General features: G+C 72.8%; 28 protein-coding genes. 7 read left to right on the top strand and 21 right to left on the bottom strand.

The features are described from left to right. The first annotated feature begins 67 nt into the window (after positions 1-67). A complete protein-coding gene (locus AMY39116_RS0322515) occupies positions 68-436 on the top strand; it encodes a helix-turn-helix domain-containing protein (protein WP_020419888.1) in 369 nt (122 codons plus the stop codon). Positions 437-451: 15 nt separating this feature from the next. On the opposite strand, the gene AMY39116_RS43425 is transcribed toward AMY39116_RS0322515, so the two are convergent. After that, entirely contained in the window at positions 452-751 is a 300-nt protein-coding gene (locus tag AMY39116_RS43425; RefSeq protein WP_202961454.1) for a response regulator, read from the bottom strand. A 392-nt stretch (positions 752-1,143) separates the two neighbouring features. Here AMY39116_RS43425 and AMY39116_RS0322505 point away from each other — a divergent pair, with 392 nt between their 5' ends. Beyond that, positions 1,144-2,853 carry a BCCT family transporter gene (locus AMY39116_RS0322505; RefSeq protein ID WP_027936145.1) on the top strand — a complete coding sequence of 570 codons (1,710 nt, stop codon included), beginning with the start codon at positions 1,144-1,146 and terminating at the stop codon, positions 2,851-2,853. Between the two features lie 46 nt (positions 2,854-2,899). Here AMY39116_RS0322505 and AMY39116_RS0322500 read toward each other — a convergent pair whose 3' ends face one another. Further along, on the bottom strand, positions 2,900-3,751 hold the full coding sequence (locus AMY39116_RS0322500) for an SGNH/GDSL hydrolase family protein (RefSeq protein WP_020419885.1): 852 nt from the start codon (positions 3,749-3,751) through the stop codon (positions 2,900-2,902). A 244-nt stretch (positions 3,752-3,995) separates the two neighbouring features. Between AMY39116_RS0322500 and AMY39116_RS47885 the strand changes: the two genes are divergently transcribed. Both AMY39116_RS47885 and AMY39116_RS0322490 read left to right on the top strand, forming a co-directional pair. Then, positions 3,996-4,127: a hypothetical protein gene (locus tag AMY39116_RS47885; protein ID WP_020419884.1), complete on the top strand. Its 132-nt coding sequence runs from the start codon at positions 3,996-3,998 to the stop codon at positions 4,125-4,127. 75 nt (positions 4,128-4,202) lie between these two features. Then, a complete protein-coding gene (locus tag AMY39116_RS0322490; protein WP_020419883.1) occupies positions 4,203-5,759 on the top strand; it encodes a phosphodiester glycosidase family protein in 1,557 nt (518 codons plus the stop codon). 10 nt (positions 5,760-5,769) lie between these two features. Here the strand turns inward: AMY39116_RS0322490 and AMY39116_RS0322485 are convergent, their stop codons facing one another. After that, positions 5,770-6,651, bottom strand: a complete 882-nt coding sequence (locus tag AMY39116_RS0322485; protein WP_027936144.1) for an alpha/beta fold hydrolase — start codon at positions 6,649-6,651, stop codon at positions 5,770-5,772. A 15-nt stretch (positions 6,652-6,666) separates the two neighbouring features. Continuing rightward, complete coding sequence (locus AMY39116_RS43420) at positions 6,667-7,146, bottom strand: nuclear transport factor 2 family protein (protein ID WP_020419881.1); 480 nt, start codon at positions 7,144-7,146, stop codon at positions 6,667-6,669. A 165-nt stretch (positions 7,147-7,311) separates the two neighbouring features. Between AMY39116_RS43420 and AMY39116_RS0322475 the strand changes: the two genes are divergently transcribed. After that, positions 7,312-7,944 carry a TetR/AcrR family transcriptional regulator gene (locus AMY39116_RS0322475; protein WP_027936143.1) on the top strand — a complete coding sequence of 211 codons (633 nt, stop codon included), beginning with the start codon at positions 7,312-7,314 and terminating at the stop codon, positions 7,942-7,944. 10 nt (positions 7,945-7,954) lie between these two features. On the opposite strand, the gene AMY39116_RS0322470 is transcribed toward AMY39116_RS0322475, so the two are convergent. Then, a complete protein-coding gene (locus tag AMY39116_RS0322470) occupies positions 7,955-8,794 on the bottom strand; it encodes an N-acetyltransferase (protein WP_020419879.1) in 840 nt (279 codons plus the stop codon). Between the two features lie 57 nt (positions 8,795-8,851). On the opposite strand from AMY39116_RS0322470, the gene AMY39116_RS0322465 reads away from it, so the two are divergent. Further along, positions 8,852-9,187, top strand: coding sequence for a VOC family protein (locus AMY39116_RS0322465; protein ID WP_020419878.1), 336 nt, complete (start codon positions 8,852-8,854; stop codon positions 9,185-9,187). A 100-nt stretch (positions 9,188-9,287) separates the two neighbouring features. Here the strand turns inward: AMY39116_RS0322465 and AMY39116_RS0322460 are convergent, their stop codons facing one another. The 11 genes from AMY39116_RS0322460 to AMY39116_RS0322410 form a co-directional block, all read right to left on the bottom strand. Next, positions 9,288-9,875: a GrpB family protein gene (locus tag AMY39116_RS0322460; RefSeq protein WP_020419877.1), complete on the bottom strand. Its 588-nt coding sequence runs from the start codon at positions 9,873-9,875 to the stop codon at positions 9,288-9,290. A 10-nt stretch (positions 9,876-9,885) separates the two neighbouring features. Then, on the bottom strand, positions 9,886-10,635 hold the full coding sequence (locus AMY39116_RS0322455; protein WP_020419876.1) for a hypothetical protein: 750 nt from the start codon (positions 10,633-10,635) through the stop codon (positions 9,886-9,888). Next, positions 10,575-11,069 carry an ABA4-like family protein gene (locus AMY39116_RS0322450; protein ID WP_020419875.1) on the bottom strand — a complete coding sequence of 165 codons (495 nt, stop codon included), beginning with the start codon at positions 11,067-11,069 and terminating at the stop codon, positions 10,575-10,577. The genes AMY39116_RS0322455 and AMY39116_RS0322450 overlap by 61 nt, the downstream gene beginning before the upstream one ends. Next, positions 11,066-12,025, bottom strand: a complete 960-nt coding sequence (locus tag AMY39116_RS0322445) for a hypothetical protein (RefSeq protein ID WP_020419874.1) — start codon at positions 12,023-12,025, stop codon at positions 11,066-11,068. Before AMY39116_RS0322445 ends, AMY39116_RS0322450 begins: the two co-directional genes overlap by 4 nt. Positions 12,026-12,108: 83 nt before the next feature. Next, positions 12,109-12,957, bottom strand: coding sequence for a TIGR03620 family F420-dependent LLM class oxidoreductase (locus AMY39116_RS0322440; protein WP_020419873.1), 849 nt, complete (start codon positions 12,955-12,957; stop codon positions 12,109-12,111). 67 nt (positions 12,958-13,024) lie between these two features. Beyond that, a complete protein-coding gene (locus AMY39116_RS0322435; RefSeq protein WP_020419872.1) occupies positions 13,025-13,357 on the bottom strand; it encodes a helix-turn-helix transcriptional regulator in 333 nt (110 codons plus the stop codon). Positions 13,358-13,395: 38 nt separating this feature from the next. Then, positions 13,396-13,833, bottom strand: a complete 438-nt coding sequence (locus AMY39116_RS0322430) for an ATP-binding protein (RefSeq protein WP_039791692.1) — start codon at positions 13,831-13,833, stop codon at positions 13,396-13,398. 93 nt (positions 13,834-13,926) lie between these two features. After that, the gene (locus AMY39116_RS0322425; RefSeq protein WP_020419870.1) at positions 13,927-14,904 is read right to left on the bottom strand and encodes a pirin family protein; all 978 of its coding nucleotides are present in this window, start codon (positions 14,902-14,904) and stop codon (positions 13,927-13,929) included. 40 nt (positions 14,905-14,944) lie between these two features. Continuing rightward, positions 14,945-15,403, bottom strand: coding sequence for a DUF4383 domain-containing protein (locus AMY39116_RS0322420; protein ID WP_020419869.1), 459 nt, complete (start codon positions 15,401-15,403; stop codon positions 14,945-14,947). A 61-nt stretch (positions 15,404-15,464) separates the two neighbouring features. Beyond that, entirely contained in the window at positions 15,465-16,196 is a 732-nt protein-coding gene (locus AMY39116_RS0322415) for a DUF1990 family protein (RefSeq protein WP_020419868.1), read from the bottom strand. Further along, entirely contained in the window at positions 16,193-16,405 is a 213-nt protein-coding gene (locus AMY39116_RS0322410; protein WP_020419867.1) for a hypothetical protein, read from the bottom strand. The genes AMY39116_RS0322415 and AMY39116_RS0322410 overlap by 4 nt, the downstream gene beginning before the upstream one ends. Before the next feature lie 84 nt (positions 16,406-16,489). Here AMY39116_RS0322410 and AMY39116_RS0322405 point away from each other — a divergent pair, with 84 nt between their 5' ends. Further along, positions 16,490-17,149, top strand: coding sequence for a DUF1990 family protein (locus tag AMY39116_RS0322405; protein WP_027936142.1), 660 nt, complete (start codon positions 16,490-16,492; stop codon positions 17,147-17,149). 6 nt (positions 17,150-17,155) lie between these two features. On the opposite strand, the gene AMY39116_RS0322400 is transcribed toward AMY39116_RS0322405, so the two are convergent. From AMY39116_RS0322400 to AMY39116_RS0322380, 5 genes are all read right to left on the bottom strand, one after another. After that, positions 17,156-17,560, bottom strand: coding sequence for a nuclear transport factor 2 family protein (locus AMY39116_RS0322400; RefSeq protein ID WP_020419865.1), 405 nt, complete (start codon positions 17,558-17,560; stop codon positions 17,156-17,158). 116 nt (positions 17,561-17,676) lie between these two features. Continuing rightward, entirely contained in the window at positions 17,677-18,903 is a 1,227-nt protein-coding gene (locus AMY39116_RS0322395; RefSeq protein WP_020419864.1) for an RNA polymerase sigma factor, read from the bottom strand. Continuing rightward, positions 18,893-19,267, bottom strand: a complete 375-nt coding sequence (locus tag AMY39116_RS0322390; RefSeq protein WP_020419863.1) for a YciI family protein — start codon at positions 19,265-19,267, stop codon at positions 18,893-18,895. The genes AMY39116_RS0322395 and AMY39116_RS0322390 overlap by 11 nt, the downstream gene beginning before the upstream one ends. 145 nt (positions 19,268-19,412) lie before the next feature. Beyond that, positions 19,413-19,715: a DUF1540 domain-containing protein gene (locus tag AMY39116_RS0322385; protein ID WP_020419862.1), complete on the bottom strand. Its 303-nt coding sequence runs from the start codon at positions 19,713-19,715 to the stop codon at positions 19,413-19,415. 198 nt (positions 19,716-19,913) lie between these two features. After that, positions 19,914-20,942, bottom strand: coding sequence for a nucleoside hydrolase (locus AMY39116_RS0322380; protein WP_020419861.1), 1,029 nt, complete (start codon positions 20,940-20,942; stop codon positions 19,914-19,916). Between the last annotated feature and the right edge of the window lie 213 nt (positions 20,943-21,155).

Below are 21,155 nucleotides of genomic sequence, written 5' to 3'. Positions count from 1 at the left end.
ACGTCAACGTAGGTAACCGGCGGCGAGCCGGGAAGACGGCACTTTCCGCACAGGTGGTGAGTTCGAGGTGACCAAGGCGCCCAGGGGAGACCTGTTCGACCCGGCCTGCCCGACGCGCAGGCTGCTGGACCGGATCGGCACGAAGTGGACGTCGATGGCCGTGAAGGTCCTCGCGGAGGCCGCCCCGGAGGAGGTGCGCTTCGCCGAACTCCGGCGGCGCATGCCCGGGGTGTCGCAGAAGATGCTGTCCGCGACGCTGCAGAGCCTGGTGCGAGACGGCCTCGCGGAGCGGCGCGTGGAGCCGACGGTGCCGCCTAGCGTGCACTACCGGCTCACCGACCTGGGCCTGTCGCTGGAGTCAGCGCTCGCGGTGGTGCGCGACTGGGCGGAGACGCACATGGCGGAGATCGACGGGGTGGCGGCGGAGGGATCTTGAACGCCGGGAGCAGCGTCATCGGGGCGGCCGCCATTTGAGCAGGCGGTCGACGGCCTGGGCCACCTTCACATGCGCCACCGGCTTCAAGAGGTAGTGCGTGGCTTCGAAGCCGAACGCGTCGACCGCGTGGCTTTCGTAGGCCGTGACCAGCACGACGCCCGGCCGGACGGCGAACCGGGAGACCAGGCGCGCCAGGTGGATGCCGTCGAGCCCGGGCATCCGCACATCGAGGAACACGCCGTCCCGCGGCTCGTCATCGTCGGGACGCCCCAGGTAACGCACGTCGAGCCCGTGGGGTTCGTCGTCGACGGCCATCACGTGCAACCCGGCGTGCGATGCCGGGTGCGGAGTGACGGCGGCGTCACGGAACTGCAGGGCGTTGTGCACGGTTCGGGCGGAGAGCCCAGGGTGCAACAGCCGACCACGCTGATCGACGTTCCACTCACCCGGCCGGCGCAGCGGCGGTCACGGTGCGACCTCGATCACAGCCAGTCGCCCTTGAACGTTGTTCTCGCCCGCACTGTGTCCGAACTGTGTCGAACCTGCCATTCCGCTGGTAGTGCCGCCAATGAGCACCCGGAAACCGGGCCTTGAGGTTGCCCATTTCCGCCCCATCGGTAACGGTAGGTCGACCAATGATTTAGGTTTGACCCGTTCGGGTTACCGCTTGCGAAAGGAGGCCGCGCCCCTCACGACGGCGCGTGCGTATGTCTGCTGACTCTGAAACCGAGGCCCGCGCAAGAGTTCCCGAGGAGACCGGTACGGCCGGGCACCTCCCGGACGAGCACGTGCCTCCGGTCGGCGACGCGGCGGGCCCGCCGCGCACCGACCGCACGGTGTTCGGGGTCGCCGCGGCACTGGCGCTGGCGATCATCGTCTGGGGGGTCGCCTCGCCGAGCAGCCTGGCGAACATCGCGGACACCGTGCTCAACGACGCGGTCATCCCGTACGGCGGCTGGGCGTTCGTCCTCGCCGCGAGCGGTTTCGTGGTCTTCGTCGTCGCGCTGGCGATCAGCCGCTACGGCCGCATCCGGCTGGGCCGGGACGACGAGAAGCCCGAGTTCCGCACCGCGTCGTGGATCGCGATGATGTTCAGCGCCGGCATGGGCATCGGCCTGATGTTCTTCGGCGTGTACGAACCGGTGTCGCACCTGGCCAGCCCGCCGCCGGGCACCGCGGCCGCCGGCTCTGACGAGGCCGTGCACACCGCGATGGCCACGACCCTGTTCCACTGGACCGTCCACCCGTGGGCGATCTACGCGGTCGTCGGGCTCGCCATCGCCTACAGCACGTTCCGCCGCGGCCGCAGCCAGCTGATCAGCTCGGTGTTCGCGCCGCTGTTCGGCAAGCGCCGCACCGAAGGCCCGCTGGGCAAGGCGATCGACGTGATGGCGATCTTCGCGACCCTGTTCGGCTCGGCCGCCTCGCTCGGCCTCGGCGCGCTGCAGGTCGGCGGCGGCATGGCGTCGGTCGGCTGGATCGACAACCCGGGCACCGGCCTGCTGGTCGGCATCATCGCGATCCTCACCGTCGCGTTCATCGCCTCGGCGGTGTCCGGCATCGCCAAGGGCATCCAGTGGCTGTCCAACATCAACATGGTGCTGGCCGCGCTGCTCGCGGTGTTCGTGCTCGTGGTCGGCCCGACGGTGCTGATCCTGAACCTGGTGCCCAGCGCGATCGGCGACTACTTCCGCGAGCTGGCCGAGATGTCCGGCCGCTCCGGCGTGACCGGCGGCGCGGAGATGCAGACCTGGCTGTCCGGCTGGACGGTCTTCTACTGGGCCTGGTGGATCTCCTGGACCCCGTTCGTCGGCATGTTCATCGCCCGGATCTCCCGCGGCCGCACCATCCGCCAGTTCGTCCTCGGCGTCATCGCGGTGCCCAGCGTGGTCAGCCTCGTGTGGTTCGCGATCTTCGGCGGCGCGGCGATCCAGAAGCAACGGTCCGGTGTGGACATCGCGGGCGCGGGCAGTTCCGAGTCCGCCACCTTCACGCTGCTGGAGCACCTGCCGTGGTTCGTGCCGATGGCGATCCTGGTGATGATCCTGGTGTCGATCTTCTTCGTCTCCGGCGCGGACGCCGCGTCCGTGGTGATGGGGACGTTGTCGCAGAAGGGATCGGTCAACCCGCACCGCAACGCGGTGATCTTCTGGGGTGTGCTGACCGGTGCGGTCGCGGCGGTGATGCTGCTCGTCGGCGGCGAGGACGGGCTGACCGGCCTGCAGAACCTCACCATCCTGGTGGCGGTGCCGTTCGTCGTCGTGATGATCGGGTTGTGCGTGTCGCTGTACCGGGATCTGCGCAGCGATCCGATGGTGATCCGGGAACGCGAGATGCTGCGTTCGCTGGCCGAGATCCACGAGGAGCGCACCGGCGACGAGCGCAGGCGCCGCCGCCTGCGCGCCCGCCGCACCTGACGCTCCACGGCCGCCCGGGTTCGCGCCCGGGTGGCCGTGGCGCGCGTCAGTCGAGGCCGAGCACCTCGAGCGTCTCCGCGGCCATCTCGGCCTCGCCGAGGGCGTTCGGGTGCACCACCACCGGGTTGGTGCCCTGCAGGAACGGCTCGATCCACCGCACGCCGGCGGGCTGGCACGCGTCGTGCCCCTCGGAGGCGACGGAGAAGTCCACGTAGGTCACGCCGGTCTCCTCGGCGGCGCGACCGACCGCGTCGTTGAGCGTGGCCTGCAGGCTGCGCAGGTACGCCACATCGCCCTCCGCGACGGGCATCTTGTCGAAGCAGCCGCCGGTCGCGGGCAGGATCCACGGGTACCCGAGGATCGCGACCTCGGCGTCAGGCGCCTTGTCGCGCACCGCTCGCAGCGCGTTCACGAGCGCCGGGTAGGTCTTGTTCCGGACGGTGTCCTCGAAGCTGGTCCCGAAGGTGTCCTTGCACGGGCTGCCCTTGCCGCCGGCGAGGATGCCGGTCGAGCCGCAGGCGAGCAGCGCGCCGATGAACACACCGCTGTCGTTGCCGCCGATGGTCATCGTGATCAGGTCGGCGCCCGCGTCGACGGCGTCCAGTTGCGGCGGCACGCCCGGGTACTGAGCGGTGGTGAAATGCCTCGTCTCCGCTGCCCCACAGGTGACGTCGGTGAGGCTCGCGCCGATCTCGTCGGCGAGGACGTGCGGGTAGTTGCGGCTGGAGCGCAGGCACAGCGGCGAAGCGTCCGGATCGGACGGTTGCACGCCGGAGGCGGCGCTGTAGGAGTCGCCGAGTGCCACGTAGTCGAGGGAATCGGCGTGGGCGGCGGGTGCGGCGGCGAGGGTGGCGGTCGCGGTGGCCGCGGCGAGGGTCGCGGCGAGTCGGCGGGGCATGGCAGGTCTCCCGGGCGTCGTTGGCGGGTGCCGGAATCTACTGGCGAGTAGGTAAGTGATCGTCCGGCATCCGGGAAACGGTTGTCAAGGAGCCGGACAGGGTGTTCCGGCTTCCTCGTGCGGTCGCGCCAAGACTTCGCGCGCCGGGCCGTCACGGGCATGACAACTCCCGGCGCGCGCCCGGTCGTCCGGCTCGCGGCGTCCGGCGCACGGCGGTGGCCGCCGCAGCCGCGCCGAGGAAGCCGTGATCGAGGCCGAAGCCGAAACGCTGGAACGGCGCGTCGAACGCCGCCTGGACGCGATCCAGGCCCAGCTGGACCGGCTGGCGGCCCGCGGCGTGGATCCGCCCGCGGCCGTCCGCGACGGCGAGCGCTGAGCCTTCCGCTGACGTTCACCCGCGCTACGGCCTGCCGTCGGCTGCCCGTCGGGTGCCGCGGCTGGACTGCCCGGCGTGCTCGCGTTGAAGATCAAGGCCGCCGCCTGCCTGGCGCTCGCCGCCGCGACCCTGCCCGCCCCCGCGCAGGCCGCGCCCGAACCCGGCTGGGGCGGGGACGGCCTGACCTGGACCACGACCGCGGTCGCGCCGGGTGTGGAGGTGCGCTCGGGCGTGCTGCAGCGGCCGACCGCGCCGTACTGGACGGTCACCGTCGCCGCGCCCGCCACGAACGTGCTGACCGGCGCCGCCACGGTCGCCGACCTGGGCAGCGCCGAGTGGGCGTCGACGACGGCGGATCGCCTTGCGGCAGCGGGCTTTCCGGCGCGCCAGGAGGCCGTGCGCTGGCCGTCCTACACCGACACGCCCCGCGGGGTCGCGGGCGTGCGGGTGCGGACCGGGAAGTACGCCACGCAGGCCGAGGCGCAGGCCGCGGTGACCGCGCTGCGGGCGGCGGGTTTCCCGACCGCGACGGCGGCCTGGACCGGCTACGACGTGGACCAGGCCCCGGACGCCGAGCGGGTGCACGTCGCGGTCATCGACCCGCGCGCGTTCCGCGGTTCGGTCGAGGCCTCCCACGGCGAAACGGTCGCGACGCGGGAGAAGACCTCCACCCTGGCCTCGAGACTGGGCGCGCTGGTGGCCGTCAACGGCGGGTTCTTCGTGACCTCCGACGCCGACGGGTACCAGGGCGTGCCGGCCGGGCTCGCGGCGTACGACGGGCGGCTGGAGTCGCTGTCGGCCGGCTCGCGGGCGGCGCTCGTGCTGGGCCCGGGGCGGCCGCGGATCGCGAACCTGACTTCGACGGTCACCGTCCGGTCCGGCGGGGCGACGCATGCCGTGGAGGGCGTGAACCGCAAGCCGGGTGTGCTGCGCAACTGCGGGCGGCCCGGCGCGGTGCCGACGACCGCGCCGCGCCAGGACTTCACCTGCACCAGCGCGGACGAGCTGGTGCTGTTCACCGACGCGTTCGGCGCGGCCCTGCCTGCCGGGGCGGGCACGCAGGTCGTGCTCGACGCGTCGGGCGTGGTGGTTTCGGTGGGGGCGCGGGGCGGCGTGCTGCTGCCCGGGCAGTCCGCGGTGCAGGGCATCGGGCCGTCGGCGGACTGGCTGACCGCGCACGCCCTGGCCGGGCGGCGGCTGCTGGTGGACTCGCGGGTGCGGGAGGCCTCGGGCTTTCCGACGGTGATGCCGCGATCGGTGGTCAGCGCCGCGCCGCTGCTCCTCCGCGACGGCCGGCTCGCGGTCGACGCCGCGACCGAAGGTGTGCTGGACCCGCGGGACCTGTCGTTCGGCTACGCGTGGTCGCAGCAGCGCCAGCCGCGCACGATGGCCGGTATCGACGCGCGCGGCCGGCTGCTGCTGGTGACCGTCGACGGGCGGCAGCCCGGGGTGAGCGAGGGCGTGACGCTGGTGGAGGGCGCGCGGCTGATGCGGTCGCTCGGCGCGGTGGACGCGCTGAACCTCGACGGCGGCGGCTCCAGCGCGATGGTCGTCGCCGGAGCGGTGGTGAACAAGCCCTCGGACGCCGCGGGGGAGCGCGCGGTCGGCGACGTGGTCGCGGTGTTGTCCTGAGTCCCTGGGGTCACTCGCTTTCGGAGATCCGGGCGGATGTGCGCTCCCGGGCCAGGAGGTTTCGCAGGGCGGCGAGGACCTCGGCGGGCGCCTTCTCCATGACGAAGTGCCCGCCGCCCGGGATCAGGGTCAGTTCGGCACGGGGGATCCCGGCGGCGAGCTCCTCGGCGATCGTGGTGCGCAGGTAGTCGTCGCCGGTGCCCCACACGATCGCCGTGGGGCATTGGATGCCGCCCAGTCCCGCGGCGAGGTCGGCGCGGGCGGGGACGCGGTACTGGCTGAAGAAGTGCAGTACCCAGCGGGCGCCTTCGGGGTCGCGCATCCAGCCCAGGTAGTCGCGGAGGGTGGCGCGGTCGAAAATGCCGTCCCGCAACGGTTTCCGCAGGGCCGCGGAGTTGATCCCGGCCAGTGGCAGGACTTTCGCGGACGCGTTCGCGAGCCTGCTGCGGCCGAGCAGGCCCGCCAGGGAGAACACTGCGTACCAGGCGGGCACGAAGGTGCGGTGGGCGCGGCTGTTGAGGATCGCCAGTCGCCGCACGCGCCCGGGGTGGCGCTGCGTGAAGCCGAGGGCGAGGAAGCCGCCGTAGTCGTGGCCGAACAGGTTGCAGTCGCCGATCCCGAGGGCGTCCAAGGCGCGCCCGAGACGGGCGACCTCGGTGTCGTAGTCGAACCGCAGATCGGTCCGCCGTTCCGAGGCGCCCCAGCCGAGCCAGTCGAGGGCGAGGACGCGGTGGTGCTCGGCGAGCGCCGGGATCTGGCGGCGCCAGGCGCGGTGGTTCGCGGGATAGCCGTGCACCAGGACGACGGGCTCGGCAGCGCGATCACCGAGGTCCACGTACGCGAGCCGGGCGCCGTCGACCCGCACCGAGCGCGGCTCAGCAGGCAGGGACATGAGTTTCCTCCTGGGTCATGCGCCGGGGCGCGCGTCCGTTCCTGGCCGGAGCGCCCGGTGCAGGGCGAGCGTGTCGAGGTAGGTGTCCTTGGTGCGCACCAGCCCGTCCCGGACGGTGATCACGTCGACACCCGCGACTTCGAGCGGCCGGCCGGTCGGCTGGAGGAGCTCGCCCCGCAGCGGGAACGGCTTCACCAGCGTCGCGCCGAAGCGGTACTGGTCGACGTACATCGCGTCGCCGACGCTCAGTGCGGTGGTGGTGAAGCGCATGTCCGGCCAGGCTTCGAGGAAGTAGCCGAACTGGGCCCGGACCGCGTCCGCTCCGGTCGCCGGTGCGAAACCCTCGGCGTGCAGGTGGAAGACCATGTCCTCGCCCTGCAGTGCCATGATCGCGTCGAGATCGCCGGCGTTCCAGGCCGCGCCGTAGCGCTCGGCGATGGTCGCGGTGTCGCGGATCTTCGCCGATTCCCTGTGCGCGTCTGCTCTCCTGCTCACCCTTCACTCCGGAGCTTCCAGGAGATGTCCCGGGTCGTTCCTCCGGCCTGCGCTCGGCTCAGCATCCTCGCCTCCCCATTTCTTGCAATCGTTGCAAGAGTGGGTTCACGGTAGCAGCAGCGGGGAGTTCTTACAACGGATGCAGGAACGCGTAGGGTGTCCGGCATGCCCACCGGTGACGTCAAGGCGCGTGATCCGCGGAAGCAGCGGACGATCGACGCCCTGCTCGCGGCGGCCGAACAGATCTTCGCCCGCCGTCCGGTCGACGAGGTGACCGTCGAAGAGATCGCCGAGCGCGCCGGGGTCGCGGTCGGCTCGATCTACAACAACTTCGGGTCCAAGGCCGGCCTGCACGCCGCGGTCGTGGACCGGGCGCTGGACGTGGACCGCGAGTACATGGACCGCGCCTACACGCCGGACCGCTCGCCGGTCGAGCAGCTCGAAGCCGCCGCCGAGCAGTACCTGCGCTTCTACCTCGAGCAGCCGGAGTTCTTCCGGATGCTCGCCTTCCCCGCGCCGCTGGGGAACTACTCCGCCGCGGCCGAGACCGCCGCCCGGCTCGCGCACCGGGTGGACGAGCAGAACGCGCGCATGATCGACGCGATCGAACGCGGCATCGCGGCGGGGACGATCCGTCCGATGGACGCGCGCAAGGCCGCGAAGGTGCTCTGGGCGAGCTGGAACGGCGTCATCAGCCTGGCCTGGCGCCCGGACGAACTGCGTGAGGACGAAGCGGGACTGGCCGAACTGCTGTCGCTGGCGGCGGACCTCGTCGCCTGGGGTCTGCGCCGGGTCTAGTGCGCCGGGGTCAGGCGGCGCGGCGCAGGTCGAGGCGCTCGGGGAGCTGCCGGAAGCCGGCGGAGCGGTAGGTGGCGACGGCGGCGGTGTTGGTGCTCGGGGTGCAGACGAACGCGCACGACGAGCCGAGCTCGCGCAACGCGGCCGCCGCGGCGAGGGTGATCGCCCTGCCGTGACCGCGGCCGCGGTGGTCCCGGTGCACGCCCAGCGGCTCCAGCAGACCGGGCCTGCCGCGGCCGGCGGACCACACGGTCACCGCCGCCACCGGCGTGTCCTGGTCGTGGCCGACGAGGCACCGCGCGTCGGCGTAGGGCGGGGCCGACGCCATGTCGCGCCAGTGCTCGGCGGTGAACGTCGACCCGTTGAAAGCGGCCCGTTGCACCGCGGCACGCACATGCGCCTGCTCCGGCCCGGTCACCTCGATCCGCAGGCCCGGGTCCGGCACGGGCTCGGCGAGGTCGCGGACCAGCGGTGTCCAGGCGTCGCCGTCGTGCCAGCCGTCGCCGCGCAGCAGGTCCCGGACCAGCGCGCCCGGCGGGGTTTCGAGGAACACCTCGCCCGCGGGCAGGACACCACGCTCGGGCCGGGCGAGGTCGTCGGCCAGCCGTCGCGCGAGTTCCTCGTCCCGGCGGGCGTCCGGCGCGACCGTGAGGCGCAGCAGGCCGGGTTCGTCGAGCAGCCCCACGGCGACGATCCGCCCGTCCCGGCTCCACGTCCGGACCGCCGCGGCCGTCGCGTCCGTGCCGGACCGCCAGAACCAGCCGACGTCGCCCGGGTGCAGCTGCACCGGCGCGTCGTCGTGCTGCCAGGCCCGCAGCGCGCGCACGGCGTCGTCCAGGATGCTCGCCATATCGTCGATCACACACCACCGCGCCGCCGCCGCGCACCCGGTTTTACGCTGGGCCGCATGGATCTCTTCGCCGGCATCTCGGTCAGCGACTACCCGGCCGCCCGCGAGTGGTACGAGCGGCTGTTCGGGGCCGTCGCCTTCGAGCCGAACGACGTCGAGGCGGTGTGGGAGCTGGCCGAGCACCGGTACGTCTACATCGAGCACCGGCCGGAGCACGCGGGCCACGCCCAGCACACGATCTTCGTGGACGACCTCGACGAGGTGGTCGCCGGAATCGCCGGGCGGGGCCTGGAACCGGCCCAGCGGGAGACCTACGACAACGGCGTCCGCAAGATCACCTACCGCGACGCGGACGGCAACGAAATCGGCTTCGGTGGCGCGCCGGTCGGGTGAAATGCGGTTGCTCCGGCTCGGGGAGCGACCGCGCGGTGGAGCTGCTCGATCGTGAGGTCGCTGGGCGCCTGACCACTTGTCCGCTCCTGGGAACGTGCGCCTAGAGCATCCCGGCGGCGCGGAACATCCGGTCGTAGATCTCGCGGATCGTCTGCTGCTTGCGGGCGTTGTAGTCCATCACGGTGCCGCCGCCGGGGATCGCGGCCCGCTTCGCCTCCTGGTAGCGCTCGCGGTCGTCCGGGTGCGTGCGCAGCCAGTCGCGGAAGAGGCGGTTCCGGATGGTCTCCGGGCAGTCCGGCCCGTACACGTGCAGGTTCACCCGCGGCCCGGCCAGCGTCAGGCAGCGGTGCTCGTGGAAGGACGGCTGCCGGATCGTCAGCACGTACCCCAGCCGCTCCAGCGGCGGCACGTACGTCTCCTCGGCCCGCGGGTCGGCGACGGTCAGGTCGATGTCGATGACGTCCTTCGCGGCGAGTCCCGCCACGGAGGTCGATCCCACGTGCTCCAGGTCCAGCACGGCTGCGCCCAGTGCGCGCCGGATCCCGGCCGCCAGGTCCCGGTAGCGGCGCGGCCAGTCCGGGTCGTACGGCACGATCCGCACGGGCGACGGCGCGGGCGGGCCGTGCACCCACGGGTTCTCGTCCGGGTCGGGGTCGTGGTGCCGGGTGATCTCCGCGAACGTGGCCACTCCCGCGAAGCTAGCAGCCCCAGATGCCGCCTTCCAGTTCGTCCCCGCCACCGCCCGGACCGCCGGCCGCCATGCCGAGCGCCGTCATCGCCGCGTCGAAAGCGTCCTCTGTGGACGCCGCGACCTCCCGGAACGCCGGGGGAAACCCGGCGACGGCGCGGGCGCGGGCCGCCGGGTCGCTCTTGGTGATGCCGCCGGTGAAGATCCGCGGGTACACCTCGGCCACGAACGGCGGTCGCGGCGGGTCGAACGGCCAGATCCGGAACCCGGCGCCCGCCAGCCGGTGCAGTGCCCGCATCCCGTGCAGCGACCCGCGGCCCACCTGCCCCGCGCCGACGAGCTGGAACACCGACTTCGCCGGGAACCCCGCGCCCCGCGCGGCTTCCTCGGTGCGCCGGAACTCCTGCCCCGTCAGCGCCTTACGGGTGGTCCAGAACGGCGGCTCCGGCGCGGCGAGCCACCGCGCCAGGCCGCGCTCCCGCATCAGCGGCGTCAGCGACTCCTCCGCGAGCGCCGCCCACAACCCGCGCGCGGTCAGCCCGCGTTCCCGCAGGTACCAGGCGGGCAGCGAGAACGCGAAGTCCAGCCCCACCACGAGATCGGGCGTCGCGGTCCCGATCAGCCAGTCGACGACCTCCTCGCGGCTGCGCCCGTTCTCCAGCCGCACCAGCTCCCCGCGGATCACCTCGGCGACCCAGATCACCCGGCGCTGCGCGGGGCCGGCTCGCCCGGACCAGTCGACGGCGACGACACGTGCCACGAGCCGATCGTGGCACGCCGTGCGGCGACCCGGCGCACCACCAGGTAGGTCAGCAACCCGAACGGCGACAGCAGGATCGTCAGCACCAGGATCGGCGCCACGAGCGCGTGGTGCACCCCGCGCTCCCGCGCGTCGGAGTACATCCACCGGCCGATGAACAGGTCGAAGGCGATCAGGTGCGCCCAGATCGCCGCCGCGCCTTCCGGCGTGCCCAGGAACGCCCGCAACGTCTCCAGGTCCGGCCGGCTCACCACCGGCCACAGCGTGCCGAAGTCGCCGACCGCGAACACGGTGTAGACCACCAGGGGCGGGAGGACGATCCAGGGTGACGCGATGATCCGCCGCGTCACCGACCACCCCGGCGCGAGGATCATCAGCGCCCAGAACGGCGCGGCCAGGTAGAACGTGATCTGGAACAGGGCCGTCGTGCTCATGCCACGCTCACTTCCGGACGACGGGAACCGGCGGCCAGCGACCAGACCGCGCCCGCCGCCACGGCGCCCACCAGCCCGGCGAGCGCGGCCAGTGTCCGAGCGTCGGGGTGGATCAGCGGCTGCCCGCGCAGGGCCTGCCACGTCACGAGCGCGACCAGGCCCGCGTAGCCCAACCCGGCCACCGCCACCAGCCGCGCCCGCACGACCTCGGACCGCAGGCGCGCGACCCGGCGGGCGAGCACGGTGAGCAGGAGCGCGAACAGTGGCAGGACCTGCAGCGCGTGCATGCCGACGAAGTGCGGGATCCGCAGGTCGCCGCCCGTCGTGCTCCAGCCGGTGAGGGGCATCCCCGGCCCGCCGTCGGCGACCCCCACGCTGTGCGCGCCGATCAGGCCCTCGAACGTGCCGTCCCGCATGGATCGCACCTGCTCACCGGTGGGGCCGATCATCAGCCCGCCGAGCCCGAGCCCGGCCAGCGACACGACCGCGCCGAGCCGGATCGCCCACCGCGCCGCGGGATCGGTGATCTCGGTGCGCAGCAACAGGATCGTCAGCACGAGCGTGCCCGTCCACAGCGCCGCGATCGAGATGCCCATGACCGTGAACAAGGTGGCGTCGAACGGGGTGGCGGCGTTGAAGTGGCTCGCCCGCCCGCGGACCACCTGCAGCACGATGATCGCGTACTCGACCAGCACGATCACGACGATCGCGGTCGACACGCGCGCGGCCAGGCGCTGCCCGCGCCGCAGGAGCGTGAGCATCCACGCCCACGTCACGCAGTACAGCGCGATCGAGACGGCGAACTTGAGCGGCTTGAGCCAGATCGGCGCGCCGAGCAGGACCCGGTCGTCGAGCGCGAGGCCGCCCAGCGACACCACGGTCATGCCCGCCATGATCCCGGCGGTCCACGTCATCGGGCGGTGCCAGGCCGAGACCCGGCCGAGCAGGGTTGTCATCGTGTCTCCTCCCAGTCGGATAGCATCACTATCCAATACGGGAAGCTACGCTATCCATCCTGAGGAAGTCCACAGGAAACCCGCTAACGGAGGAGCGCCTCGCCGAGTTCGCGCCAGAACGGCCGTGCGGTCGCCCCCGGCTCGATGCCGATGACCTGCACGACGACGTGGTCGGCGCCCGCCTCGACGTGACGGCGCAGCTTGCCCGTGATGGTCTCCAGGTCGCCCCAGAACACGAGGTCGTCGACGATCCGGTCGCTGCCGCCGTGGGCGAGGTCGTCCTCGGTGTAGCCGAGGCGCCGGAACTTCGCGATGTTGTACGGCGTGGTCAGGTAGGTGTGCAGGTGCTCCCGGGCGACCGCGCGGGCCGTCGTGGGATCGGTCTCGAACAGCACGGCGTGCTCGACGGCCAGGAACGCGTCCGGGCCGAGGGTCTCGCGTGCGCGAGCGGTGTGCTCGACGTTGACGTGGTAGGTCTGCGCGCCCGCGGCGCGGTCGCGGGCGAGTTCGAGCATCTTCGGGCCGTAGGCGGCCAGGATGCGGCGGATCGGCGCCGCGGACTCCCGCGCGTCGAGTTCGTCGAGGTACTCGCGCATGGCCGTGAGCGGCTTGACCCCGGGGTGCGGTTCGCCGCCGAACCCGAGCCCGAGGACGTGCCGGCCGGGGTAGGCGTCGGCCAGCAGGGCGGCCGCGCCGTGCGCCGAGTGGGCCGGGTGGGACCAGATCTGCGCGATGCCGTTGACGACCCGCAGCCGCTCGGTGGCCGCGAGCAGGACGGCGGCTTGCGTGAACGCTTCGCGCCCGCCCACCTCGGGGAACCAGAACGCGCGCCAGCCCTGCTCTTCCAGTTCCCGCACCGACTCGCGCATCAGCGCGGCAGGCTGGTGCTCGAAGTCGAACGTGTAGATGCCGAATGTGCCCAGATCATCCATGGATCGAATTATCGCAGATTTTCGATATGATCGCGTGTGGGCTCCGGCACGGGGGAGCAGGGGAGCGCTACAGGGTCTCGCCGAGGACGGCGACCAGCTCGGCGATGCGCTGCTCGTCGCGCTTGTAGTGGGTCCACTTGCCGACCCGGGTGGCGCGCACGAGGCCCGCGCGCTGCAGCTCGGCCAGGTACGCCGACACCGTCGACTGCGCCAGCCCGGCCTTGGCCTGGATGTGGCTCACGCACACGCCGACCTCGGCCGGATCGGCGATCGCCCGGTCCACGGGGAAGTGCCGCTCGGGCTCGCGCAGCCAGGACAGCAGCTGCAGGCGCACCGGGTTCGACAACGCCCGCAGCGCGCGGACGACGTCGGGGTCCGGGGTGACCGCGGCTTCCGTCATGGCACCCAGGTTATCCGGGCCGGCGCGAGCGGGGCTGCTCACACCTCGGGCGGCGCGGTCGGGCAGGGGTCCCAGCCGTAGGCGGCGCAGTCGATGGTCGCCCACACGGTCTTTCCGCCGTCCGGGGAGAGCCGGCTGCCCCAGTCGTGGGCGACCGTGTCCACGATGCGCAGGCCACGCCCTCGCGGCTCCGCCGGGGTGCTGCCGGTCAGCACCGGCATCAGCGTGGAGTCGTCGTCGACTTCGAGGTGGATCCGGCAGGGGTCCTCGTCCCGGCGCAGCCGCAGCCGCCGGGGGCCGCCGCCGTGGTCGTAGGCGTTGGTGACGAGCTCGGTGGCGGCCAGCAGCACCGCCGTCAGGTGGTCTTCGCCCAGGTCCGCCAGTGCCGACGCCGCCCAGCGCCGCACCGCGACCAGCGGGGGCACGTCGCCGGGCGCGAAGTCGAGCACCAGCGCGGCGCGGTCCGGATCGGTCATCTCCACGTGCCGCCAGTCCCCTGTGCGCCCTGTCTGCTCAAGGCGGCTGGTGCTGTCTACCCTGCGGCGGCACGCCGAAAACCCGCAGCGGCGCTACGCCGTCGGGTTCCGGCGCGGCTTGATGCGCGCGTGCGGCAACTCGGGCGCGGGCAGCCAGGACACCGCGCCCTGGTAGCCCTCGACGCGCCCGAACTGGTCGGACCCGGCCTGCCAGGCCTCGCGGTAGGCGGCGATCTCGTCGTGGGTGCGGCCCACGAAGTTCCACCACATCACGATTTCCTCGGCGAAGGGCGTGCCGCCGAGCAGGAGGACCCGCGCCGGGCCGGTGCCGTCGTTGACCAGCTCCAGGGTGGGCGAACCGGGCGCCAGGTAGGCGAGTTCGCCGCCGGCCAGCGTCGTGCCCGCGACGGTCACGCCGCCGATGTCCTGCAGCACGCCGTGCTCGAACGCGGGGTCGACGTCCAGCTCCAGTCGCGCCCCGGGCGCCAGGGTGAGCTCGGCGCCGAGCAGGGGCGTGAAGGCCGGCACCGGCGAGGTGCTGCCGGCCAGGCTGCCCAGGAAGACGCGGATGGTCGCGCCCGGCGCCTCGACCAGCGGAGGCGCGTAGTGCCGGAAGTCGCGCGCGGTGTGCCGGTGCTCGTCCGGCAGCGCGATCCACAGCTGCACGCCGTGCAACGTGGTGGTGTCCGGTGTGGACACCTCGGAGTGCGCGATGCCGTGCCCGCCGGTCATCAGGTTCAGCTCGCCGGGGCGGACGAAGGCGTGCGTGCCGAGGCTGTCCCGGTGCTCGACCTCGCCGGTGAACAGCCAGCTCGCGGTCTGCAGGCCCGTGTGCGGGTGCGGGGCGACGTCCATGCCGCCGGTGGCCGCGACGTCCTCCGGGCCGTAGTGGTCGGCGAAGCACCACGCGCCGATGAGGGATCGCTGCCGCTGCGGCAGGGTGCGGCGCACCCGCATCGCGCGCGGTCCGCCCAGCGGGACGTCCCGGGGCGTCAGCAGGGTCACGGTGCGCGCGGGCGCGGGCGGGTCGCCGCACACCAGCTCGGCGGGGTCCGCCTCCACGTTGCTCATGGGTTCATCCTGCCACCCGCCCGCGGCGGCGGGCCGGGGCTCAGCGGGTGTCGGCGCGGGGGCGGCCCGCCGACAACGGGAACAGCCCGAGCACGATCATCCCGATTCCCAGTCCGAGGTGCAGCCAGTTGTCGGCGTCGTTGACCGGCACGAAGTTGGCGCCCGAGCCGTGGTCGACGAGCAGGCCGTACAGCCACAGGACCAGGTACACGACGCCGCCGCCGATGAGGAAGGCGCGGGCGCCGCGCGCGCTGCGGGCCAGCGCCAGGCCCGCGATGCCGAACGCGAGGTGCACCAGGTTGTGCAGCACCGACACGGCGAACACGCCGAGCAGCATCGCGCCGGAGTGGTGGCCGGCGAAGGTGAGCTGGTCGTAGTGGGTGGTCAGGCCCGGGATGAACCCGGCGATCCCGACGAGCAGGAACACGACGGCGACGACCGCGGCGAGGGTCTGCGTGACGGTGCGGGCGGTGCCCGCGGCGGTGGGCGTGTGCGACATGGTGGTGCCTCCCGGAGTGGCTTTCCCGCGGGCTTCCCGGTTGGGCGGGGTTCAACCGGGCTCAGCCCGGTCCGACGCGGTGGATCGCCAGGCTGTCCAGGCGGGAGACGGTCGTGTCGGAGGGCGCGGTCACCAGCGGCCCGACGCGCGGAGGCGGGCTCGCCGGAACCGTCTCCCCGCGCAGCGCGGCTTCGGTGAACGCCCGCAGCCGTTCGCCGCAGCGGCGGTAGAAGCGCAACTGGGTGCGGCGGCCGAACAGCCGCCAGCCGAGGAAGGTGATCCGGCCCAGCGACGGCGCGCCCTGCGAGTAGCTCTCGGCGACGAACTCGACCTGGCCGCTGCCGGGGTGCTTGACGACCTGGTAGGTCACCTTGCCCCGCTCGAGGTGGCCGTCCAGGGTCTCGTACGCCCAGCCCCAGACCCGGCGGCCGTCGTCCCGGGTCTCGTCGACGACCTCGGTGACGCGGACCCCGCAGTAGAAGTGGATCGCGTGCCACCGGGCTTCGAGCAGCATGTCGCGGCCGGCCAGCGGCGCGTCCGGGTCGTAAAGCGCGCGCACGATCTCCGGCGGGGAGAACTCGTAGTCGCGCACCAGCCGGCACGCCTGCTCCCACGAACCGTCCGGCTCCGGGGGCCCCGGCCGTTCCGCGGGCAGGGCGTGGCGGTGCGTGTCGATGTTCCAGGCGGGCCCGCGCACCTCGGACACGTCGTAGTTGATCCCCTTGCCCGCCAGGTCCCGCCACGCCTGTCCGGCGTCGAGCCTGCCGAAGACCCACCGGCCGGCGCGGGTCACTCGTGCTCCGCCAGCGAGTCCCCGATGACCCACAGGGTGGGCGGCCACAGGCCGACGAACAACGCGCGCCGTTCGGCGTTGCCCCGCTCGTCCTGGTCGACCGTCTTGGCGCGGATCCAGAGGCCGAGGCACAGGCCGATGGTCGCCAGCGAGGCGAGGTGCAGGTGGGCGCCGCGCACGTGTGCCCGGTGCAGCAGCCGAACGACCATGGACGTCTCCGTGTCGGGCGTGGATGTGCGGGTAACTGCTGTCCTGTACCCGGAAATCGCGGTTTCACCCACGGGAGTCCACCGATGCCCTCACCACGCCGGGTTTTCGCCGTGGCCGGGCGCCTGTTCGCGGGCACTGCTCTGGTCACGTGGCGCTACGTCTGGTCGACCACGCCACTGCACCGCCACGAAGGCCCGGGCGGCGAGGAGGACCGGCCACCGCCGCTGCCGCCGGGCGTGCTCGACGACCGGGTGCAGCTGGACGGCCGGGGACCGCTGTTCCACCGCCGCTTCCGCGTGCGGGTGGCCGGAGCGGAGATGGACCCGGCGCGGCTCGTCGGCCTCGTCGTCGGCGACTTCAAGCACTTCGTGCCCGGCGAGGTGGTCGACGTCCACAACGGACGGAGTGGGGACGAGCTGGTGGTGGAGATGCCCGGCCCGTGGAACGGCCCGGTGCGGATCGCCTACCGGGACCCGACCACCGTGCGGCTGGTGACGCTGCGCGGGCACCTGGAGGCGGGGCAGGTGCAGTTCCGCGCCCACGCCGACGGGGACCTGCTGGTGTTCGAGATCGAGCTGTGGGCCAGGGCCGCGAGCGCTCTGGTGCACCTGCTCTACGCCCGCCTGCGCTTCGCGAAGGAGGTGCAGCTCAACATGTGGGTGCGGTTCTGCCTCGCCGCGGCCGCGACCACCGGGGGCCGCCTCGTCGACGGCGTGCACATCACCACCCGGCGGCTCGGCTGAGGCGGCTCAGTGCGCGCCGAGCTCGGCGGCGACCTCCGCGTTGATCCGCTCGAACTGCTCGCCCATCCGCGCGGCCAGCGCGGTGGCCGCCGACAACGGCCGCACCATCACCATGAAGTCGTCGATCCGGCCGTGCTCGTCGAGGTGCAGGAAGTCGCAGCCGGTGAGCTCCTTGCCGTCGACCGTCGCCTCGAAGACGAGCGCGTGGTCGCGCCCGCCGGCGTCGGCGATCTCCCGCACGTAGCGGAAGTTCTCGAACACCCGCATCACGGCGCGCAGGATCGCGGCGGTCACGGTCTTGCCGTGGTACGGCTTGAAGGCCACCGGACTGGTGAACACGACGTCGTCGGCGAGCAGGGCGGCCATGCGGGTCTCGTCGCGTGCTTCCACGGCTTCCCGGAACGGATGCATGGTCGCCGAGGGTAGCGGTGCCTCCCCGGCGGGACAATCCCGGTGTCGTCAGTCCTCTGTGGACCCGGCCCGCCTGCCGCCACTGATGATGTATAACGACCTATACGGCGCGGCCTTCAGCAGCCGGACCCGTCGGCCAGCTCAAGGGCCTCGGCCAGCCGCGCGGCCAGGAACGCCCGGTCGGCCGGGTTCGCCGCCAGCTCGCGCGCACGCCGGTACGCCGCGGCGGCCTCCGCGGGGCGGCCGAGCCGCCGCAGCAGGTCGGCCCGCGCGGCGTGGTGCAGGTGGTAGCGGTCGAGCCCGTCGATCCGGTCGAGCAGCGCCAGCCCGGCGGCAGGCCCGTCGGTCATCGCGACGGCCACCGCGTGGTTGAGCGCCACCACGGGCGACGGCGCGATCCGCAGCAGCTCCGCGTACAGCACGGCGATCCGCGGCCAGTCGGTGTCCTCGGCGGACGGCGCCTGCGCGTGCAGCGCCGCGATCGCCGCCTGTAGCTGGTACGGGCCGGACGCCCCGAGCCGCAGCGCGCGGTCGAGCACGCCGACCCCCTCGGCGATCGCGGCCCGGTCCCAGCGTCCGCGATCCTGGTCGGCCAGCAGCACCACCTCGCCGGCGGGGGAGTGGCGCGCGGCGGCCCGCGAGTCGTGCAGCAGGAGCAGCGCCACCAGCCCCAGCGCTTCCGGCTCGTCCGGCATCAGGGCCGCGACCAGTTTGGCGAGCCGGATCGCCTCGGCCCGCAACGTGCCGGCCGGTCCCGCCGTGTAGCCCTGCGTGAAGATCAGGTACACCACCGACAGCACCCCGGACAGACGCTCGGGCAGCAGGTGGTCGGCGGGCATCGCGAAGCGGATCCCGGCATCCCGGATCTTCCGCTTCGCCCGCACCAGCCGCTGCGCCATCGTCGCCTCCGGCACCAGGAACATCCGCGCGATCTCCGCCGCCGTCAGCCCGGCCACGGCCTGCAACGTGAGCGCCACCCTGGCCTCCGGCGCGAGCGCCGGGTGGCAGCACGTGAAGATCAGGCTCAGCCGCTCGTCGCCGACCGCGAGCAGGCGGTCTTCGCCCAGCTCGCTCACGGCGGGCCGCCCATCGGTCGCCCGCTCCTCCTTCTCCCGGCCCGCCCGGTCACGCCGCAGGCGGTCGACGGCGCGGTTGCGGGCGGCGGTGAGCAGCCACGCGACCGGATCGTCGGGCACCTCGTCCCGCCAGGCACGCAACGCGAGCGCGCACGCGTCCTGCAGCGCGTCCTCGGCCAGCTCGAAGTCGCCGAGCACCCGGACGAGCGCCGCGAGCATCCGCGCGCGGTGCTCCCGGTAGACGCGCCCGACGACGTCAGACGGCACCGGCGGGGCTGTGGTCGACGCCGGGCACGTGCGCGAGCGGCCGGACCTCGATGGTGCCGGTCTCGGCCAGCGGGCACAGCGCGGCCAGTTCCAGCGCCTCGTCCAGGTCGCGGCAGTCCAGCACGTAGTACCCGCCCAGGTGCTCGTGGGTCTCCACGAACGGCCCGTCGGTGATCAGCGTCCGCCCGTCCCGCACGGCCACCGTCGTGGCGGTGTGCACGTCCTGCACCGGATCGCCCGCGACCAGCACCTGTCGCCGCCGCAACTCGTCGGCGAAGGCGTTCACCCTGGCCAGAGCCTCCGCGAACCCCGGATCCGACGGTTCCGGCCGTTCGCAGTTGTAGATCATCAGCAGGTAGCGCATCGGTCCTCCCGGTCGTCCTCATTCCCGGATGACGAACGGGATGCCCGCGACTCGACAGCCCGCCGGGAGATTTTCGCCCCGGCGCGCCGGAAATGCACGAGGGCACGGCCGCGTGGTGCGGCCGTGCCCTCGTCGCCCTGGGCGGTCAGCGCGGGGTGTAGGTGAGGCAGTTCGCGGCGTGACCGCCGGAACCGGGCCCCACCCGGACGCCGGAAGCCGTGCACTCGAGCGAGGAGTTGTAGGTGCAGTCCGCGCGCGAGCACGCGCCGACCTGCGCGACGACCCGGTCCAGGCCGCCCTTGGTGTTCAGCGGCACGAAGGTGCCGCAGTCCGCCGAGCCGTTCTCGCCGCTGACGGTGATCGCGTAGGCGTGGCATCCGTCGTGGTTGTACGAGCACCCGGTGACGGTGCACTCGGCCACGGCGGGCATCTCGGTGCTGGTGGTCATTACCGCTCCTCACGACAGGTGGTGGGATATCGTTCGGTGCCTCGAACAATGCCACCGCCCGCAGTGCGCGGCAATTCGGCGGAATTAGGTGAGCCTATCCTCGATGGCCCGCTTTCCGCAGGTGGACGTGGGTGCCGGAATTGCGGGGCCGGGAGCCCGGAAATGATTCCCGCCCCTTCGGGTGATTGTTCATACCACTCACCCGCGGCCGTTGAGCCCGTCCAGGAACACCTGCTCGAACCGGCCGCCGTCCGCGCCCAGCGCGACCGTCACCGGGTCGCCACGCGGGTCCGGCGCCGTGCGCCCGGACGAAGGCCCGTCCTGGATCACCACCAGGCGGACGCGCGTCACCTCGGTGACCACGCCGTCGTCGCCGAAGGCGAACACCGCGGCGAGCGCGTCCCACCAGAAGAACCACCCGAGCGCGATGCCGTCGCGCATGATCGGGTGCGTCATGATCGCGTGCACGACGCGCGCGCTGTCCGTGGTGCCCTCGGCGCCGATCCGGTCCACGTAGGCCTGCGTGATCGGCACGGAGTTGGTGGCGTCCAACGGGGTCAGGGTCACCGGCAGCGCGCGGAACACCTCCCGCGCGGCCGGCGGGTCGAGCCAGATGTTGAGCTCCTGGCTGTTGTCGAAGCCCGGCAGCGCCTCGCCGAACAGGTTCCCGCCGACGTGCACCGCGCCGCCCATCACGTGCACGTCCCGCACCTGCCGGATCAGCGGGCTGCCCGCGGGCAGGGCCGTCGCGAGGTTGGACAGCGGGCCGGTCGCCAGCACGGTCACCTTGGTGGTCGTGGTCGCCACGGTCTTGCGGATCAGGTGCGCCGCGGTGAGTTTCGCGGGCGGCGGGGTCTGCCCGGCGTCGCCGAGCGCGTCGGTGAGGACGGTTTCCATGTCCCGCACCGTCGCCGCGGGCGCGGGGTGCACGCCGGTGCCGGAGCCGTCGGCCACCGGCACGTCCGGCAGCCCGCACTGCCGCAGAACGCTGTGCGCGTGCTGCCGCGCCCGGCCCGGCGTGCCGAACCCGTTGTTGGTGATCGTGACGGCGCGGAGGTCGATGCGGCGCTCCTGGTGCTGCACGCACAGGTAGGCCAGTGTCGAGGCGTCGTCGACGTCGAGGTCGCTGTCGTAGATCACCGGCACCGGACGCGGGGCCGCGGACGGCGCGGCCGGGGCCGCGAGCCCGGCGATCACGAGGACGAAGGTCAGCAGGACCGTGCGCATGAAAGCCTCCCCAGGCAGGCTGCACCCCGGTCAGGATAGGGGAGCCGCGAGCGGGGCGCCGGGGGCCAGTTTGGGTGTCTACTGTGGACTGACGGCGGCGGGAATTTCCCAACCACCCGCACCGGAATCCGGTGTGAAAGATTCTCCGATCTTGGTGTCCCGGTGATCCGTTTCGTCACGTAGGCTCCTCCCGTTTGTGTTGGGTGCCTTCAC

The sequence above is a fragment of the Amycolatopsis sp. ATCC 39116 genome (genome assembly GCF_000231075.2).
Taxonomy (GTDB): Bacteria; Actinomycetota; Actinomycetes; order Mycobacteriales; family Pseudonocardiaceae; genus Amycolatopsis_E; species Amycolatopsis_E tucumanensis.
The sequence above is the reverse complement of the archived record's forward strand: the minus strand, read 5'-3'. Positions and strand labels throughout refer to the sequence as shown.

Excerpts from the sequence above, each read along its gene's own strand:
- AMY39116_RS0322470 (WP_020419879.1), bottom strand. The coding sequence starts at position 8,794 with ATGGCGAGCATCCTGGACGACGCCGTGCGCGCGCTGCGGGCCTGGCAG.
- AMY39116_RS0322500 (WP_020419885.1), bottom strand. The coding sequence starts at position 3,751 with ATGCCCCGCCGACTCGCCGCGACCCTCGCCGCGGCCACCGCGACCGCC.
- AMY39116_RS0322465 (WP_020419878.1), top strand. The coding sequence starts at position 8,852 with ATGGATCTCTTCGCCGGCATCTCGGTCAGCGACTACCCGGCCGCCCGC.
- AMY39116_RS0322410 (WP_020419867.1), bottom strand. The coding sequence starts at position 16,405 with ATGGTCGTTCGGCTGCTGCACCGGGCACACGTGCGCGGCGCCCACCTG.
- AMY39116_RS0322485 (WP_027936144.1), bottom strand. The coding sequence starts at position 6,651 with ATGTCCCTGCCTGCTGAGCCGCGCTCGGTGCGGGTCGACGGCGCCCGG.
- AMY39116_RS0322380 (WP_020419861.1), bottom strand. The coding sequence starts at position 20,942 with ATGCGCACGGTCCTGCTGACCTTCGTCCTCGTGATCGCCGGGCTCGCG.
- AMY39116_RS0322445 (WP_020419874.1), bottom strand. The coding sequence starts at position 12,025 with ATGACAACCCTGCTCGGCCGGGTCTCGGCCTGGCACCGCCCGATGACG.
- AMY39116_RS0322430 (WP_039791692.1), bottom strand. The coding sequence starts at position 13,833 with ATGACCGATCCGGACCGCGCCGCGCTGGTGCTCGACTTCGCGCCCGGC.
- AMY39116_RS0322440 (WP_020419873.1), bottom strand. The coding sequence starts at position 12,957 with ATGGATGATCTGGGCACATTCGGCATCTACACGTTCGACTTCGAGCAC.
- AMY39116_RS0322385 (WP_020419862.1), bottom strand. The coding sequence starts at position 19,715 with ATGACCACCAGCACCGAGATGCCCGCCGTGGCCGAGTGCACCGTCACC.
- AMY39116_RS0322425 (WP_020419870.1), bottom strand. The coding sequence starts at position 14,904 with ATGAGCAACGTGGAGGCGGACCCCGCCGAGCTGGTGTGCGGCGACCCG.
- AMY39116_RS0322420 (WP_020419869.1), bottom strand. The coding sequence starts at position 15,403 with ATGTCGCACACGCCCACCGCCGCGGGCACCGCCCGCACCGTCACGCAG.
- AMY39116_RS0322435 (WP_020419872.1), bottom strand. The coding sequence starts at position 13,357 with ATGACGGAAGCCGCGGTCACCCCGGACCCCGACGTCGTCCGCGCGCTG.
- AMY39116_RS0322505 (WP_027936145.1), top strand. The coding sequence starts at position 1,144 with ATGTCTGCTGACTCTGAAACCGAGGCCCGCGCAAGAGTTCCCGAGGAG.
- AMY39116_RS0322475 (WP_027936143.1), top strand. The coding sequence starts at position 7,312 with ATGCCCACCGGTGACGTCAAGGCGCGTGATCCGCGGAAGCAGCGGACG.
- AMY39116_RS0322450 (WP_020419875.1), bottom strand. The coding sequence starts at position 11,069 with ATGAGCACGACGGCCCTGTTCCAGATCACGTTCTACCTGGCCGCGCCG.
- AMY39116_RS0322405 (WP_027936142.1), top strand. The coding sequence starts at position 16,490 with ATGCCCTCACCACGCCGGGTTTTCGCCGTGGCCGGGCGCCTGTTCGCG.
- AMY39116_RS43425 (WP_202961454.1), bottom strand. The coding sequence starts at position 751 with ATGGCCGTCGACGACGAACCCCACGGGCTCGACGTGCGTTACCTGGGG.
- AMY39116_RS0322390 (WP_020419863.1), bottom strand. The coding sequence starts at position 19,267 with ATGCGCTACCTGCTGATGATCTACAACTGCGAACGGCCGGAACCGTCG.
- AMY39116_RS0322400 (WP_020419865.1), bottom strand. The coding sequence starts at position 17,560 with ATGCATCCGTTCCGGGAAGCCGTGGAAGCACGCGACGAGACCCGCATG.